This is a genomic window from Sulfurovum sp., assembly GCF_015493435.1.
GTDB lineage: Bacteria > Campylobacterota > Campylobacteria > Campylobacterales > Sulfurovaceae > Sulfurovum.
Map to the genome: position 1 here is coordinate 18,343 of NZ_WGDD01000054.1, position 16,653 is coordinate 34,995.

The following is a 16,653-nucleotide window of genomic DNA, read 5'->3' on the forward strand; positions in this document are numbered from 1 at the left end:
TCATTTTTCATGGATATCAGAAAATCATTTTTAGACTTTTTCCAGAGCAAAGGGCATAGGCTCGTACCGAGTTCACCGTTGGTACCGGACGATCCGACCCTAATGTTCACCAATGCCGGCATGGTACAGTTCAAAAACATTTTTACGGGAGAGGCACCCATCCCAAACCCGCCGAGAGCGACTTCGTCACAAACCTGTCTGAGAGCAGGCGGCAAACATAACGACCTTGACAATGTGGGCTATACGGCACGCCACCATACCCTTTTTGAAATGCTGGGAAATTTTTCGTTTGCAGATTACTTTAAAGAAGAAGCCATTGCCTATGCATGGGAGTTCATTACTTCTGAAAAGTACCTGAACCTGCCTGAAGAAAAACTTTGGGTAACGGTGCATGACAGCGATGACGAAGCATATGATATTTGGAAGAAGTATATTTCTGAAGACCGCATTATGCGTTTTGGAGACAAAGACAACTTCTGGCAAATGGGAGATACCGGTCCGTGCGGCCCGTGTTCGGAGATATTCTATGACCAGGGTGAAGAGCACTTTCATTCCGAAGAAGATGTCATGGGCGGGGAGGGCGACCGGTTCCTTGAAATCTGGAACCTTGTTTTCATGCAGTATGAAAGAGACACAAAGGGTACACTCAAACCGCTGCCTAAACCGAGTATCGATACCGGTATGGGGCTTGAAAGGGTTGTGGCCATCAAAGAGGGTGTGCTCAACAATTACCACTCTTCACTCTTTATGCCGTTTCTGGACAAGATCGGTGAACTGGTAGGTACTCCGTATGATTTCAATGCCCCGGACTCTGCTTCCTACAGGGTTATAGCAGACCATCTGCGTTCTGTTTCTTTCCTGTTGGCTCAGGGGGTCAACTTTGACAAAGAGGGGCGCGGCTATGTGCTCAGACGTATTATGCGTCGTGCGATCCGCCACGGCTACCTGCTTGGTCTGCGTGAACCGTTCATGTATCAGCTCGTAGATACCCTGGTCGACTTGATGGGGAAACAGTATGACTATCTCGTCAGCCGCTCCGAAGCAATCAAAACAGCCATGAAAATGGAAGAAGAACGTTTTTTTGAAACGATTGAATCAGGGATAAAACTTTTTAACGAAGAGCTGAAAAATACTACGGATGTCTTTGACGGAGAAGTAGCGTTCAAGCTTTATGATACTTTCGGTTTTCCGCTCGACCTGACGGAAGATATGCTCAGAGAAAAGAACATCAGACTCGACATCAATGCATTCAATGCCAAGATGGAAGCACAGAAAGCCCAGTCAAAAGCCAACTGGAAAGGTACCGGAGATGCTGCAACTACGGGTGATTTTAAAGCACTCAAAGAGCAGTTTGGAGAAAATGAGTTCGTAGGATACGAGAGTACAACAGCAGATGCTAAAATACTGGCACTGCTGGATGAAGATTTTAAACAGGTAGAGAGCCTTGACGGCAAAGGCTGGGTGATGCTTGACAAAACACCTTTCTATGCAGAGTCAGGCGGTCAGGTGGGAGACAGAGGAGAACTTGCAGGCCGGAGTGCCTCCACCCCAACAATCAAGGTTCTGGATACGAAGAAGTTTTTGGATATGAACTTGTCCGAAGTGGAAGGAAAACTTTCAGTAGGAGATGAGGTGGAAGCCGTGGTCGATCAGAGCCGTGCAGAGATCGAAAAACACCACTCTGCAACACACCTGCTGCATGCCGCACTCCGCACCGTACTCGGAGACCATATTGCCCAGGCAGGTTCATTGAACGATGACAAACGGCTGCGTTTCGACTTTTCTCATCCCAAGGCGATGACAGCAGAAGAGATTGAAAAAGTCGAAGCATGGGTGAATGACAAGATCAGCCGTGCCATCCCGAGAAAAACGGAGATCATGAGCATAGAAGAGGCAAAAAAGTCGGGTGCTGTAGCGCTTTTCGGCGAGAAGTACGGTAATGAAGTACGTGTGGTCAGTATGGGAGATGCTTCGGTTGAGCTCTGCGGCGGTACGCATGTGGATAACACGGCACAGATAGGGCTTTTCATGATCATGAAAGAGAGCGGTGTGAGTGCGGGTGTGAGACGTATAGAAGCGATCTGCGGCAGAGCAGCCGTCGAAAAAGTCAAAGCACTCAGAGAAGAACTCCTGCAGATCAAAGAAGAAGTGAAAAACCAAAACCCTATTGCCGGAATCGCCAAACTCAAAGAGCAGATCAAAATACTTAAAGGGGAAGTGGCTTCAGCTATGAGCGCTTCGCAAAAAGAGTTGAGTGCAGTTGAGGTAAACGGTGTCAATGTCATCATTGAAGAGGTGGAGAATGGTGATATAAAGTCGATGATCGATGAGGTCAAGAACAAATATGAAAATGTCGCGGTAATGCTTTTTCAGAAAAAAGGTGACAAGGTACTGTTGGCGGCAGGTTCCAAGCATACACCGGTCAAGGCGGGTGAATGGATCAAAGCGGTTGCACCTATTGTAGGCGGCGGCGGAGGAGGACGTCCGGACTTTGCCCAGGCCGGGGGAAAAGACCCGTCCAAAATTGCTGTAGCTCTTGAAGAAGCGAAGACGTATTTGTCCGATCTGCTTGAAGGAGGCAATTAAGATGAAAAGTACGCTTGTCGGCATTTTTGGTACCTATGCCCATGAGATCATTTTTCTGCATGTACTGTCTGCCTTTGTGTGGGTAGGCGGAATGATGGCCATCCGTTTTGCCGTGCATCCGGCGCTTCAGCACATTGAAGATCCCCGTGTAAAACTGGGACGTATACTGGCGGTCACTGGAAAGTTCTTTCACTTTGTCATCCCGTTCATTTTGCTGATCATCCTTACGGCTGTCCTGATGGCGGTAGGATTGGGGTTTCGTATTGCAGCAGTCGATGAAAGCGGTCATATTATCAGCCAGTCTGCCTATGCCATCTATCAGGTGGTACATATAAAAGAGGTTATCTGGGTAGTCATGACAGCCAATTTTACCTGGATGTACTGGAAACGAAGAAAAGCGCAAAAACTTTTCGATACAGGTGACCTTGCCGGTGCCGGGAATGCCGTATCACCACTGCCCAAGTACCTGCTTCCCATCAATATCGCACTGGGGATCCTTGCTCTTTGGCTGGGGATTACACTGAGAGGATTGTAGGATGGTGTGCGGTTACAGTGCCTTTCCTGCCTTTGGGTGCTGCAAAAGTGCGAAATATTCTGCGGGGGAGGTATAGATGATCTGCTTATGTTCTGCCTCTGATTCAAGGGCATTGTTATTGCGGAAGTTCAGTGTCTCTTTTGTACAAAAACCGGCTGATTTCGATGAAGACAGGATCATAACTTCTGTAGCAAAGGATTTTGTCTATCAGGCAAGCAAAGGCAAACTGGAAGCAGCACAGAAGCTTTACGGGTTGGATATGCCGCTGCTTTGTGCCGACTCTGTGATTGCAGCTTCGGACGGTACAATCCTTCGCAAAGCCAAAAATGTGGAAGATGCCAGACGCATACTGAAACTGCAGAGCGGATCTACTATCTCCATTGTTTCGGGACTGCATTACAAGACACAGAAAATGCTTTTCGTTGATGTCTCAGCCACACATTACCGTTTTGCTCCCTTTGAAGAAAATGATCTTGAAGCCTATCTTGAGAGCGGACTCTGGCAGGGAAAAGCAGGCGGATGCATGGTAGAAGGATTTTGCAGGAAATATATTCTTTCTGTGAACGGGTATGAAAGCACAGCAATGGGACTGCAGGTAGAAACCCTGCTTCCGTGGCTGGAACAGGAACTCTGAGAAATGTACGAACATGAATTGCTGGCACTGAAAAAAGCGGGGCGATTCAGAGAACGAAAACTTTTTGACCCTACGCTGATCGACCTTGCATCAAATGATTATCTTGGCTTGGCAGACAAGAAAGCACAGTTGAAAAAACTTTTCAGACTTTTGGAGCATTATGATGTTTTTGCACCCAAAGCAAGTATGCTTGTCAACGGCTATCATCCTGTACATCAGCATTTTGAAGTATTGTTGGCATCACTGAACGGTTTCGAATCCGGACTGGTTGCGGGTTCCGGTTTTCTGGCCAATATGTCACTTATTGAGGCACTGGTACGCAAAAATGACATACTCTTCATCGATGAGGAATATCATGCTTCGGGCATGATGGCTACAGGTCTGATCAAAGACCGTGTAGTACGTTTTAAACATAATGATGCAGAAGATTTGCGTCAAAAAATGGCGAAGTATCGTGCAAAACGCAGGATTATTGCGGTTGAGGGTGTCTATTCTATGAGCGGAGAACTCTGCGATAGAACGATTTTCGATACCGCAGAAGCTTCAGGTGCTCTGATGATCGTTGACGAAGCCCACAGTTCGGGTGTGCTCGGTAAGACTCTTTTGGGTATTTTCGAACATTACCGCATCAGGCCGACTGACCGTCATATCAAGATGGGAACACTCGGGAAGGCATACGGCAGTTACGGTGCCTACATTCTTGCAAGCAGTGAGATTGTCTCTTTTTTGGAAAACCGTGCCAAGCCGGTCATCTATTCTACGGCTCCCTCTGTACTCGATACGGCCCTGGCACTTGTCAACCTGAAAAAGATTGCCCAAAAACCGGAAACGTATCGCCGCAAACTTGACAGCCGCCTTGCGATTGTTGAAGAGGTACTGGGTATCAAACGGGAAAGTCTTATCGTGCCTGTAGCGGTCGAAAACAATGAAACAGCACTGCACATACAGCAAAAGCTCATAGAAAAAGGCTATCTTGTCGGTGCGATACGCCAGCCGACGGTTGCACATCCGATATTGCGCATTATACCAAGGCTTGGTGTCTCCAAAAAAGCGCTCAGGAATGTGCTGCGGCTCATTAGCGATACTTCGCTACAATAGTAGCGCACCTACCAAATAGGATCCATTCATTTATTATTATGTTAAAAAGGGTTTATGTGTTCAGCAGTCTGATCAAAGGTTCCATCATTCTAATCATTATCTTCATTGTTGCATTGACTGCGGCCTTTATATATGCGTATGAAGAGATTTCTCTGGATGCGGATAAACTCATCAACTATCGTCCGAAGATCTCTTCTGTTATTTTGGACAGAAACGGTAAAAAACTGGCTTATGTTTTTAAAAAACAGCACCGTCTCTATGCACGCTACGATGAACTCCCAAGCTATCTTGTCGAAGGGCTTATTGCCATGGAAGATACAAAGTTTTTTGAGCATAACGGGGTAAATCCGGATGCTATCATCAGGGCGATCATTAAAGATATCCAGGCAGGAAAATTCGTAGAGGGAGGCAGCACCCTTACTCAGCAGCTTATCAAGAATAAAGTTCTGACCAATGAAAAAAAACTTGCACGGAAGATCAAAGAGGCGATACTTGCACTGAAAATAGAGCATGAACTGACCAAAGAGCAGATTATTGAGCGTTATCTCAATGAAATCTCTTACGGGAACAATTATTTCGGCGTCAAAACAGCTGCCAACGGCTATTTTCATAAAGAGCTTTCAGCATTGACACTCAAAGAAACAGCACTGCTTGTAGGCCTGCCCAATGCACCGAGCTACTATAATCCTATTCGGCATTACAAGCGTGCCCTGAACCGTGCGAACAATGTGCTCTACCGTATGAAAAGCCTGGGATGGCTGACAGAGAGTGATTATCTCAAAGCGGTCAAGGAATCTCCCAAGGTCTACAAAACATCATTGACACAGAACATCGCTCCCTATGTAGTAGACGAAGTGATCAGGCGCTTTAAAAAACGTAATGAAGATATTTATACAGCAGGCTATAAAATTTATACTACGATCGATATGAAGCAGCAGAAAATTGCCAGAAAGGCAGTAGAGTATGCCTATAAAAAAGTCTTGAAAAAATATAAGGAAAATCCAAAAACATCTACGATCAATGCCGCCTTTGTGGCAGTAGAGAACAAAACAGGTGATATATTGGCCATGGTGGGCGGTGTGGACTATAAAAAATCGGCTTTCAACCGTGTGACACAGACACTCAGGCAGCCGGGTTCCGCCTTTAAACCTTTTATATACCAGACTGCACTGGATATGGGGTACAACCCTGCAACTCCGCTGACCGATCTTGCCCGGACATTCCAGTACTATAAGAACGGCAAACCCAAAGTATGGTCACCCAAAAACTATGAACGTGACTTCAAAGGTTTTATGCCGCTGAGAGAGGCATTGGTACATTCAAGAAACCTTGCGACCATCAATCTTGTTTCAGAGCTCGGGGTCAGTACCATACGCAAACGGCTTGCCTTTCTCGACGTACCGCATATTCCAAGAGATATGTCCATCGCTCTGGGAAACCTGGGGCTGAGTCCTTTAAAAATGGCACAAATCTATTCTGTTTTTGCCAACAAGGGACACATGATCGAACCGAGGCTTATCAGCAAAGTGATTTCAAAAGAGGGTGCAGTCATTTACGAGACCCGGCCCAAAGAGATCGCTGATTTCACCACACCGGAACAAGCCTACCTGATGACAGATATTTTGATGGATGTGGTCAAACGGGGTACGGGCAGAAACGCACAGGTGAAAGGCATAGAGCTTGCCGGAAAAACGGGTACGACCAATAAGGGGGTTGATGCCTGGTTCTGCGGATATTCACCTACCATAGAAGCGATCTCCTGGTTTGGACGGGACAACAACAAACCCATCGGAAAAGGTGCAACAGGCGGTGCTATTGCTGCTCCTGCATTTGCCTATTATTTTAAAAATCTGCTCAAAGCATATCCTGAAACCAAGCGTACGTTCGATATCCCCGAAGGGGTTTTCCGGGGTGAATACAAGGGGAGGAGTGAACTCTATACGAAAACGTCTCCTCTGCCGGAAGAGAAGAAAAAGCCTGAAGAAAACACACCGGACATGATGGATGTGTGGGATACGGATACACAGGTACAGAATGATGAAGATATGACAGATGTCAGCCCTGACGAAGAGAGTCCGTATGCGGAGACGATCAACATTGATGACGAGCCGATCGATGAGGGACCTGTGGAAAATGATGATCCTCTGCATCCCAAAAGAACGGAACCGGTTGTCCCGGCGTCCAAAGACAGTGGAACACTTTTTTAAAGGATAGCCCCATGCACAGTTTTGCTCCGGAGATCATGCTGATCACGATTTTGAGTCTTGTGGTACTTTCAGATATGATCGCGAGTCGTCTGAAAATACCTTCCGTATTTCTTCTTCTGTCAGGTTCCTACCTGATCTATGCCTATTTCAAGGCTGCTGTGCCTATAGATATGGCAGAACATTTCGATACGGTCATTCTTTTCTGTATCCCGCTTATCTTTATGGGAGATGCACTTCATCTGCATTTTTCCGATCTGAAAAAACACGGCTGGAGCATCTTTTATCTGGCAGTCATAGCAGTTGCCCTCTCCATTGCAGTGGGTGCAAGTCTTTACTATTTTGGTGTGTTTGCAGGTCTCAGCCTGGGAGCCTATGTCTCTTTATTTGCCATCAACATGGCGACGGATGCTGTCAGTGTACAGTCGGTACTCTCCCGTTTTGGCGGGATCAGTCATGATATTAAGGTATTGATAGAGGGTGAGTCCCTGGGAAATGATGCTACTGCGGTCATTGCTTTTTTCTTTATTGGTCTGCCGTGGATGATGAGCGGGCATATCGATCCGGTACATGCAACAACTGAGGCATTGCGCGTTTTTGCCGTCAGTATCGGTATGGGGCTAGCCCTGGGGTACGGCTTTTATATGCTGATGAAGCTTTTCTCTGACAAACGCGGAGAATTGTTCATGTTCATCATTGAAGGATATGCCGCCTATGTGCTGGGAGAAGAAATGCATGTAAGCGGTATTTTGACACTGATCACTGCGATCATTGCAAGCAAAGCCTGGATCGATATGGATATTGCGCTGTCATGCAGTACAGAAAAGAAACCTGTAGCCAAAAGTTTTTTACGTAAACTGAGGATGGAAAATATTTGTGCCACAACTAGCGAAAGACTCGACTATATTTATGAAATGGCAAAAGAGTTCGGCTATATTGCAGCTGTTATGATCTTTTTTGTGCTGGCCGAAATGGTAGATTTTGAAACCCTTTGGTCCTATAGAAACGAAATCCTTGTAATGTTCGGGGTTACAACACTGATCCGTGCGGTCTCCATGGCAAAATTCGCTTTTTTCGGAAAAACAATAAACTCCATAAAACCCGTAGGTGCAGAAGGCTGGTTTGTTTTGACCTTTTCAGGTATGAAGGGGGCCCTTTCCATTATTTTGGTGCATATGATACCTGCATCATATGAGTACAAGGTACTTTTTGAAGCGGTGACGACCGGCGTGGTGATACTCTCTATTTTTGTGTACGGGGCTATCCTGTGGGCGTATTTTACCTTTGTTAAAAAAGAGCCGGAGAAGAAGCTGTTTGTCCATTGAACGGACTGGCGAAAAAAATGAATATGTTTTTAGAAAAAAAGAGAGGATTCCCGAACCGAAGTCCGGGAAGAGGTATTAGCAGGAATAAGTAGAAATATACTCATATGCTGTCGGACGTCCTTCTACAGGAACGACATGTCTGTCAAACATATAGTCCACATAGGTTTGAACATATTCTTCATCCATAATCGGTGCAAGGAAGTCATGGTCTTTTTCAAGACCTTCAAGTGCGTCTCTGAATGAATTCGGAAGCTCAGGGATTTTTCTTTCTTTAAGCTCATCTCTTGTAAGTTCAAACAAGTCTTCGTTAAACGGACCGACAAGGTCATAACCGCCATTTTTGATACCGTCAAGACCGGCTGTCATGAGTACGGCAAATGCAAGATACGGACACGAAGTAGAGTCTGGGAATCGTGTTTCAATTCTTGTTGCTTTTTCACCTGCACCATAAGGAATACGGCAGGCAGCAGAGCGGTTCTGGCTTGAATAAGTCAAAATTCTCGGTGCTTCAAATCCTGGCAGCAGTCTCTTGAACGAGTTGGTACTTGGGTTAGTAAAGGCAGCAACCGCTTCTTTATGTGCAAAAATACCGCTGAGGTAGTCAAGGGCTGTTTTGGAAAGGTTTGCATAGGCACCTTCTTCATAGAAAAGGTTTGTACCGTCTTTCCAGAGTGATTGGTGAACGTGCATACCGTTACCGTTGTCATTATAGATTGGTTTTGGCATGAATGTCGCTGTTTTGCCGTTCAGGTGTGCAACCATCTTGACAACATATTTGTACTTCTGGACATTGTCCGCAGCCGTAATGATATCGGAGAATACAATACCGATCTCATGCTGACCCTGTGCAACTTCATGGTGGCCAAGCACAACTTCCAAACCTACTTCTTCAAGAAGCATCATCATTTCAGCTCTGAGGTCTACAGCAGAATCTGTAGGCATAACAGGGAAATAACCCCCTTTGATCCTTGGTCTGTGACCCATGTTTCCGTACTCGCCGTAGTCTTCCGCATCTGCCCAGTGACCTTCATCTGTTTCTACTTTGAAAGACTGGTGATTGTCATTGTCAACGATTTTGACATCATCGAAAATAAAGAACTCATTTTCCGGTCCAAAGTACGCGGCATCGGCAACACCTGCATCTTCAAGTGCCTGAAGTGCTTTTTTGGCAATGGATCTCGGACATCGTGCATAAAGTTCATTTTTGTAAATATCATAGACATCACAGATAACACATACAGTGCTGTCTGCTGTAAACGGATCAAGAAAGGCTGTTTCTACATCCGGCTTGAGAAGCATGTCAGATTCGTTAATCGGCTGCCAGTTTTCAATGGATGATCCGTCAAAAGGTATGCCGCCTTCAAGCATTTCGTCACCTACAGCACTTCTTCTGTAGGAAATATGGTGCCATGCACCTTTGATATCTGTAAATCTAAAGTCTACGAACTCTACTTCGTTTTCTTCACAATATTTGTTAAACTCTGCAATGTTGTTTACGAATTTACCCATTTAATGTCTCCTGTTAAGTTTTAGTATCCACTATTATAGCCACTATAAATTAAGAGTTTTCAGCACTTTTGCCTAAAAAATAACCAATTCTTTATCACGGTCTTTAAAGGTAACAGCCTGGGTATATCCTACTTCTTTGGCAAGCGTGCTTGCCGCCTCATATCCGAACCCGACCTGTTCGATACTGTGGGCATCCGAAGCAAAGGTAATGGGGATGTCAAGGGCATAGGCTTCTTCAAGCAGGGCCCTGGAAGGGTAGATCTCGGCAATGGGTTTGCGCAATCCCGCGGCATTGAGTTCCAGTACCATATTGGATGTTTTGATGGCTTTGAGTGCCTCGGCAGCCAAGATACGTACATCCTGTTTCGGCAGATATTTGAACACTTTAATCAAGTCAAGGTGTCCTGCAATATCAAATTGTCCGGAAGCCGCCATAGCCGCAGTCGCTTCAAAATAAGCCTTCCATATCTCATCTATATCTCTGTTTTCCCATCCGCTGATGAATTCCGGATTGTCAAAACTCCATTTGTCGATGAAGTGTACCGAACCGATGAGGTAGTCTACATCAGCATGGAGCACCCGTTCATCCATATGACCGGGCAGCCAGTCCACTTCATACCCCAGTAATATCTCTATCTCATTTTTATAGCGCTCCTTGGCATTCAGCACATCGGTCATATATGCATCCATATCGCATAAGGGCAGTCTGTATTTCTCATCAAAGTCCATGGGGGCATGTTCGGAAAAACCGTAAATATCGATGCCCAGACCAATGGCCCGTTGGATATATTCATCGATGGTGCCCTCAGCATGGTTGCAGCGCGTGGTGTGGTTATGAAGGTCTATTCGTGTCTTTTTCATAGCAGTGATTTTAGCATAAAAACTGTTCTTTACTACTAATAAGGTAAAATAAGTGCCATTATTTGCAGGACAAAAAGTTAGGATAAGCATGACAGAAAACAACAAAGTAGAACTTTTAGCCCCGGCGGGGAACCTTGAGAAGATGAAGATCGCACTCAATTACGGAGCAGATGCCGTCTATGGCGGTACGAGTACTTTCTCGCTGCGTATCCGTTCGGGCAAAGAGTTTGACATGGATTCTTTTGCCAAAGGGATCAGCTATGCCCATGAAAGAGGTAAAAAGGTTTATGCGACGGTCAACTCTTTTCCTTTCAATTCTCAGATCAAGCTCTACGAAAACCATATCGCCAAGATCGCCGAACTGAACCCGGACGCACTGATCGTCTCTTCTCCCGGTGTGGTAAAGATCGCCCACCGTATCGCGCCGGATATTCCCGTACACCTCTCGACACAGGCAAATGTGATGAATGCCATGGATGCGGAAGTGTATTACGACCTTGGGGTCAAACGTATTATTGTTGCCCGTGAGATCAGCCTTAAAGACTGTGAGGCGATCAAATCGGTCATTCCCGATCTGGAACTTGAAGTCTTTGTGCACGGTTCCATGTGTTTTGCTTACTCGGGGCGCTGCCTCATCTCTGCCCTGCAGACGGGGCGTGTTCCCAACAGAGGTTCGTGTGCCAATGATTGCCGTTTTCCCTATGAGATTTATGCCCACAATCCCGAAAGCGGTACGACCTTCAGGCTTGATGAGGAAGAAGGGATCGGAACTTACATTATGAATGCCAAAGATATGAATATGGCTTCACATGTCGATGAAATACTCGCTTCGGGTGTGATCGATTCGCTCAAGATCGAAGGGCGTACCAAGTCACCGTATTATGCAGGGGTGGTCACCAAGGCATACAGGCATGCGATCGATGACTATTATGCCAGAGATTTTGATGCTTCGCGCTACCAAAGAGAGTTGAATACCACTCAGAACCGCGGATTTACCGATGCCTATCTGATCTCGCGTCCTTTTGAAAAGAACGATGCCGAGTCACATGAATTTTCCATACAGTACGGTACGCACCAGGTAGCCGGACTGGTCGGGGAAGATGGTACGACCTGGCGCTGCAAGGACAAAACCTGTATCGGTGATGCTGTAGAGATCGTTCTGCCTGTAGGGGCAAATATCGAACTTGTGGACAACGAATACGGAAAGATCGATGAAGTGAACGGACAGTATTGGATGACCTTCAAAAAGATCGTCACTGCTGAGGGCAAAGAGCTGGAGTGCGTACACAGCGGCAATTTGAATGCATTATTGCTGCCGACACCTCTGCCGGGCTATACGATCCTCAGAAGAAAGATTGATGAGGCACTGGAGAAAAAAGGACTTACTGAAGCATCCACGCCCATGAAACTTGAACCAAAAGTATAAGAATCTGATGATTTGTGATTTGTTGCAAAGCAATGAATCATGAATCACCTGACCTCAAAATAAGGAAATGAAAATGAAATTCGTATCGATTGTGATCGGAAGTAAAAGCGACTACGGTGTCATGAAAGAATGTGCCGAGACACTGCAGAAGTTCGGAGTACCCTATGAGCTTATCATCTCTTCGGCACATAGAAGCCCTGAGAGAACCAAAAACTATATTAAAGAAGCGGAAGAGAAGGGGGCGCAGGTATTTATCGCTGCGGCAGGTATGGCAGCACATCTTGCCGGTGCTTTGGCAGCCAGTACGACCAAACCGGTACTTGGTGTTCCCATGGAAAGCGGTGCGCTTCAAGGTCAGGATGCTTTGCTCAGTACGGTAATGATGCCCGGAGGAATGCCGGTAGGAACTGTGGCCATAGGCAAAGCCGGTGCTGTCAATGCAGCGTATCTGGCCATTCAAATTATGGCACTTGGGGATGATGAACTGAAAATAAAACTTCAGGAAGACAGAATTTCCAAAGCCAAAAAAGTGGAACTTGATTCTTCCGAGATCGAAACAATTCTGTAGATAAACAAACACTGCGGGGTGTCTAACCGTGCAACGAAAATAAATCATAGAGAGAAATGAGAAATGAACAAAAATACAATAACTTTCAGTGAACTGTTATTAAAACTCCAACAATTCTGGGCAGAAAAGGGATGCAATATTGTGCAGCCGTACGATATTCCGGCAGGGGCAGGGACATTTCATCCGGCGACACTGCTGAGAAGCCTTGACTCCAAACCGTGGGCAGCGGCGTATGTGGCGCCGTCACGTCGTCCGACTGACGGCCGTTACGGAGAGAACCCCAACAGGCTCGGTGCCTATTACCAGTTTCAGGCATTGATCAAGCCGAGTCCGGATAACATTCAGGAGCTTTATCTCAAATCCCTGGAATATCTGGGGCTTAACCTCCAGGAGCATGATATCCGTTTTGTCGAAGACAACTGGGAATCCCCGACACTGGGTGCCTGGGGGCTTGGCTGGGAAGTCTGGCTCGACGGTATGGAAGTGACACAGTTCACCTACTTTCAGCAGGTAGGCGGTATTGCCTGTGATCCGGTTGCAGTGGAGATTACTTACGGTACAGAAAGACTCGCCATGTATCTTCAGGGGGTGGAGTCGGTATTTGACATTGTGTGGAACAGGAACGGCGATGAGGTAACAACATATGCGGATGTGCATAAAGAGAGTGAATACGAATTCTCCAAGTACCACTTTGAAGTGGCGACAGTTGAAAAACTTTTTCAGCATTTTGATGATGCCAGCGAAGAGTGCAAACTCTGTCTTGAAAACGGACTGCCGCTTCCTGCCTATGACCAGTGCATGCTTGCTTCGCATGCCTTCAACGTGCTCGATGCCAGAAAAGCGATCTCCCAGGCACAAAGGCAGAACTACATTCTGAAAGTGCGTGAACTTTCCATTGGGTGTGCACAGTTGTATAAAGAGCAGGAAGAGGAGCGCAATGCTCGCGTTGCGGGTAATTTGTAGCTAATCGCATTGTTCTACAATGCTTCATCGAAAGATGAAAAAATAAAGTTTGCATATTTTAAAGATACGGAATTTCCTTGTTATCTGATTTGAGGCGTTGTTTCTCTCTTCATTTTTTTTAGAAAAAAACGAAGCAAAAAAATCGTCATGGCTCTCGAATCGCTTCGCTTTCAAGGTCGTTCGCCATGACAGGCACACTGCGTGTGATTAAAGGAATAGAAATGAAATTAGAGGAAGTATATGATTTTCTGGATAAAATCTCTCCCTTTGAACTCCAGGAAAAATGGGACAACTCAGGACTGATCGTCGGTGAAATGAACCGTGAAATTTCACAAATCGTTGTTTCTCTCGACATAGACAGCGATATGATAGAAGAAGCCGGGGAAAATACCCTTTTTGTGGTACACCACCCTCTGATCTTTGGTAGTCTTTCCCAGCTTGATTTTTCCAAGTATCCTTCCAATCTTCTTGAAAAGATGATACTGAAAAAACAGTCTCTGGTTGCGTTGCATACCAACTTTGACCAGACACATTTGAACCGTTATGTATTTGAAAAAATACTGGGATTCAACATAGTGTCGCAGGAACCTTTTATCTGTCGGGCAGAAGGAAAGTGGCATTACCATGAACTTCTCTCTGCCGTGAAAGAAAAACTGGGACTTTCTACGCTCAGGGTGATCGGCAAAAAAGAGATCATTCATTCTGTAGCCATGACCACAGGTGCAGGTGCATCTTTAATGAATGAGGCAGAAGCAGACTGCTTTTTGACAGGAGATATAAAGTATCATGATGCCATGAAAGCGATGAGTGAAGATTTGATGATGGTCGATATCGGCCACTATGAAAGTGAGCGTTTTTTTGCCGAAATACTGTTGGATGAATTGAAAGTTTTACCTATTTTGGCTATAATGGCGAATTCTAAAAACCCGTTCCATATGGAAATACTCTGAAAGAGACGGGTTTACCCCTCAAAACTCCTAAAGGATAGAGATTGAACAAACATTTAAATGAACTGATAGAGCTTTCAAAGATCGATCAGGCTATTGACAGTTATAACCCGCAGCTTGAAGCGGCAGACAAAAAAGTAGCAAAAGTACAAAAAAAGATCGATGCAGCACAGGCTGAAGTCGATGACCTTGCCTCTGCTATTGCAAGCAATGAAGAGAAGATCATAGCGTTTGAAGAGCAGTTGACACTTTTAAATGAGCAGTTGGCTTCAAATGTTAAAAAATCCAAAGAGATTACGACTGAAAAAGAGATGAAAGCACTGTCTCTCGAAGAAGATATTGCCAAAGAGAAGATGACTTTTGCCAATGAAGAGATTGAAAGACTTCAGGGGATCAATGAAACGAAAAGAACTCTGCTTGACGAAGCCGCTGTAAAAGCCGCAGTGCTTCAAGATGAATTTGATGCCGTCATGGTAGAAGTTTCTGCGGAAAAAGTAGAGATCGGAAAGAGCAAAGAATCACTGTTTATCAAAAGAGAAGAGTTGAGCAGAGATATTGAACAAAAAGTACTTTCATTCTATGAAAAGATCCGTATCTGGGCAGGCAATACGGCAGTTGTTCCGGTTAAAAAACAGGCATGTTACGGATGTTTCATGAAACTTAATGACAAAACCTACTCCGAAGTGATCAGGGGAGACGAGATCGTCAACTGTCCTCACTGCGGCAGAATTCTCTATATCGAGACACAGACGGAAGAAGCGTAACAATCGAAGCGTTCAGCGTTTAGAAGAGGGCACAGCCCTCAATATGGGGGCATTGTGGATAGACTCTTTTTTCTTTTTTATTCCCTTGTTTCCATTCTCCTGTATCTCATTGCACTCCCATTCCTTTTTCTTTTTTCCTTTAAACAAAAATACAAACGATCCATTCCGGCACGGTTCTTTTTATGGAACAATCCTCCGCTAAAGGCAAACGGCATCTGGTTTCACTCCTGCAGTTTCGGAGAAGCCAAAGCGATCAAGCCTCTGGTGGACGCATTGCCGCAGGAGGCTTTGCGTATGAGTACCACAACGCAGACCGGATTTGAAGCCATCTCTGCTTATACGGAAGAATCAAGATACCTTCCCTTCGAACCGCTGCTTTTTGTCTGGATGAGGCCCCAAAAGGTTCTGGTGGTCATGGAAGCGGAGTTTTGGTATCTGCTTTTTGCACTGGCCAAAAGAGGCGGTGCCAAAACCCTGCTTGTCAATGCACGTATGAGTGATCGCTCTTTCCCAAAATACCGAAAAATGACATGGCTTTATAAACAGATATTCAGACATATCGATGAAGTGTATGCGCAGACATCCCAGGACAAAGAAAGACTGGAGTCATTGGGTGCAAAAAATGTGAGGGTTACAGGCAATATCAAACTTTCACAGCTTCCTATACCGACAAAACAGTTGAAAAAACCTGCGGGAATGCTTGTTTGCGGGGCAAGTACGCATGAGGGGGAAGAAGCATTGATCCTTCAGGCCTATCTGTCTCTGAAGAAAGAAGAAAAAAATGTAAAACTGCTGCTGGTTCCAAGACATCCGGAACGTTTTGACAAAGTAGGCCATTTGGCTAATGATTTTGCAATACAGCATTCCCTCTGTATGCAAAGATATTCTGAGAACCAGACACTCACAGGCGATATTGTGCTGGTTGATGTTTTGGGCGAGCTGGTCAACCTTTATGCCATTTCTGATCTCGTGATTCTTGGGGGTGCGTTTGAACCTATAGGAGGGCATAATGCAGCGGAAGCGGCCCAGTTCGGATGCAGGATCATCTCGGGAAAGTACTATTTTAACCAGCGAGATATTTTTTCGGCCATAGAAGGGATCGCTGTCGTCGAAGCTTCCAACCTTGCCCGAAGAGTACAGCAGTATGCCCAGCTGAAACCGACAAAGATCAAAGTGCGTACAGATCTATCTCCTATTGTTCAAAGTATCAAAAAAATGTTATAGAAGCAATTC

14 protein-coding genes are annotated in these 16,653 nt (G+C 45.5%); 12 read left to right on the top strand and 2 right to left on the bottom strand.

Translation table 11 applies throughout. From position 1 onward, the window contains the following. Positions 1-9: 9 nt before the first annotated feature. The 6 genes from alaS to F8L24_RS09365 all read left to right on the top strand — a co-directional run bounded on the left by alaS (position 10) and on the right by F8L24_RS09365 (position 8,382). Positions 10-2,586 (top strand): alanine--tRNA ligase, encoded by a 2,577-nt coding sequence (alaS, locus tag F8L24_RS09340; protein WP_294954970.1) that lies wholly within the window; start codon positions 10-12, stop codon positions 2,584-2,586. Between the two features lies 1 nt (position 2,587). Next, on the top strand, positions 2,588-3,121 hold the full coding sequence (locus F8L24_RS09345; protein ID WP_294954972.1) for a hypothetical protein: 534 nt from the start codon (positions 2,588-2,590) through the stop codon (positions 3,119-3,121). A 76-nt stretch (positions 3,122-3,197) separates the two neighbouring features. Continuing rightward, entirely contained in the window at positions 3,198-3,755 is a 558-nt protein-coding gene (maf, locus tag F8L24_RS09350) for a septum formation inhibitor Maf (protein WP_294954974.1), read from the top strand. 3 nt (positions 3,756-3,758) lie between these two features. Continuing rightward, positions 3,759-4,853: a pyridoxal phosphate-dependent aminotransferase family protein gene (locus F8L24_RS09355; RefSeq protein ID WP_294954976.1), complete on the top strand. Its 1,095-nt coding sequence runs from the start codon at positions 3,759-3,761 to the stop codon at positions 4,851-4,853. 56 nt (positions 4,854-4,909) lie between these two features. Beyond that, the gene (locus F8L24_RS09360; RefSeq protein ID WP_294954978.1) at positions 4,910-7,060 is read left to right on the top strand and encodes a PBP1A family penicillin-binding protein; all 2,151 of its coding nucleotides are present in this window, start codon (positions 4,910-4,912) and stop codon (positions 7,058-7,060) included. 11 nt (positions 7,061-7,071) lie between these two features. Further along, the gene (locus tag F8L24_RS09365; protein WP_294954980.1) at positions 7,072-8,382 is read left to right on the top strand and encodes a cation:proton antiporter; all 1,311 of its coding nucleotides are present in this window, start codon (positions 7,072-7,074) and stop codon (positions 8,380-8,382) included. Between the two features lie 75 nt (positions 8,383-8,457). Here F8L24_RS09365 and glnA read toward each other — a convergent pair whose 3' ends face one another. Next, positions 8,458-9,891 (bottom strand): type I glutamate--ammonia ligase, encoded by a 1,434-nt coding sequence (glnA, locus tag F8L24_RS09370; protein ID WP_294954982.1) that lies wholly within the window; start codon positions 9,889-9,891, stop codon positions 8,458-8,460. Positions 9,892-9,963: 72 nt separating this feature from the next. Continuing rightward, positions 9,964-10,752 (bottom strand): histidinol-phosphatase, encoded by a 789-nt coding sequence (locus tag F8L24_RS09375; protein ID WP_294954984.1) that lies wholly within the window; start codon positions 10,750-10,752, stop codon positions 9,964-9,966. 88 nt (positions 10,753-10,840) lie between these two features. Between F8L24_RS09375 and F8L24_RS09380 the strand changes: the two genes are divergently transcribed. The 6 genes from F8L24_RS09380 to waaA all read left to right on the top strand — a co-directional run bounded on the left by F8L24_RS09380 (position 10,841) and on the right by waaA (position 16,644). Next, positions 10,841-12,178 (top strand): U32 family peptidase, encoded by a 1,338-nt coding sequence (locus F8L24_RS09380; protein WP_294954986.1) that lies wholly within the window; start codon positions 10,841-10,843, stop codon positions 12,176-12,178. Between the two features lie 73 nt (positions 12,179-12,251). Next, the gene (purE, locus tag F8L24_RS09385; protein ID WP_294954988.1) at positions 12,252-12,746 is read left to right on the top strand and encodes a 5-(carboxyamino)imidazole ribonucleotide mutase; all 495 of its coding nucleotides are present in this window, start codon (positions 12,252-12,254) and stop codon (positions 12,744-12,746) included. A gap of 63 nt (positions 12,747-12,809) precedes the next feature. Beyond that, positions 12,810-13,709, top strand: coding sequence for a glycine--tRNA ligase subunit alpha (gene glyQ, locus F8L24_RS09390; RefSeq protein ID WP_294954990.1), 900 nt, complete (start codon positions 12,810-12,812; stop codon positions 13,707-13,709). A gap of 221 nt (positions 13,710-13,930) precedes the next feature. Further along, on the top strand, positions 13,931-14,659 hold the full coding sequence (locus F8L24_RS09395; protein WP_294954993.1) for a Nif3-like dinuclear metal center hexameric protein: 729 nt from the start codon (positions 13,931-13,933) through the stop codon (positions 14,657-14,659). Between the two features lie 41 nt (positions 14,660-14,700). Then, on the top strand, positions 14,701-15,420 hold the full coding sequence (locus tag F8L24_RS09400; protein WP_294954995.1) for a C4-type zinc ribbon domain-containing protein: 720 nt from the start codon (positions 14,701-14,703) through the stop codon (positions 15,418-15,420). 54 nt (positions 15,421-15,474) lie between these two features. After that, complete coding sequence (gene waaA / locus F8L24_RS09405) at positions 15,475-16,644, top strand: lipid IV(A) 3-deoxy-D-manno-octulosonic acid transferase (RefSeq protein ID WP_294954997.1); 1,170 nt, start codon at positions 15,475-15,477, stop codon at positions 16,642-16,644. The last annotated feature ends 9 nt before the right edge of the window (positions 16,645-16,653 follow it).

Excerpts from the sequence above, each read along its gene's own strand:
- alaS (WP_294954970.1), top strand. The coding sequence starts at position 10 with ATGGATATCAGAAAATCATTTTTAGACTTTTTCCAGAGCAAAGGGCAT.
- F8L24_RS09345 (WP_294954972.1), top strand. The coding sequence starts at position 2,588 with ATGAAAAGTACGCTTGTCGGCATTTTTGGTACCTATGCCCATGAGATC.
- maf (WP_294954974.1), top strand. The coding sequence starts at position 3,198 with ATGATCTGCTTATGTTCTGCCTCTGATTCAAGGGCATTGTTATTGCGG.
- F8L24_RS09355 (WP_294954976.1), top strand. The coding sequence starts at position 3,759 with ATGTACGAACATGAATTGCTGGCACTGAAAAAAGCGGGGCGATTCAGA.
- F8L24_RS09365 (WP_294954980.1), top strand. The coding sequence starts at position 7,072 with ATGCACAGTTTTGCTCCGGAGATCATGCTGATCACGATTTTGAGTCTT.
- glnA (WP_294954982.1), bottom strand. The coding sequence starts at position 9,891 with ATGGGTAAATTCGTAAACAACATTGCAGAGTTTAACAAATATTGTGAA.
- F8L24_RS09375 (WP_294954984.1), bottom strand. The coding sequence starts at position 10,752 with ATGAAAAAGACACGAATAGACCTTCATAACCACACCACGCGCTGCAAC.
- F8L24_RS09380 (WP_294954986.1), top strand. The coding sequence starts at position 10,841 with ATGACAGAAAACAACAAAGTAGAACTTTTAGCCCCGGCGGGGAACCTT.
- purE (WP_294954988.1), top strand. The coding sequence starts at position 12,252 with ATGAAATTCGTATCGATTGTGATCGGAAGTAAAAGCGACTACGGTGTC.
- glyQ (WP_294954990.1), top strand. The coding sequence starts at position 12,810 with ATGAACAAAAATACAATAACTTTCAGTGAACTGTTATTAAAACTCCAA.
- F8L24_RS09395 (WP_294954993.1), top strand. The coding sequence starts at position 13,931 with ATGAAATTAGAGGAAGTATATGATTTTCTGGATAAAATCTCTCCCTTT.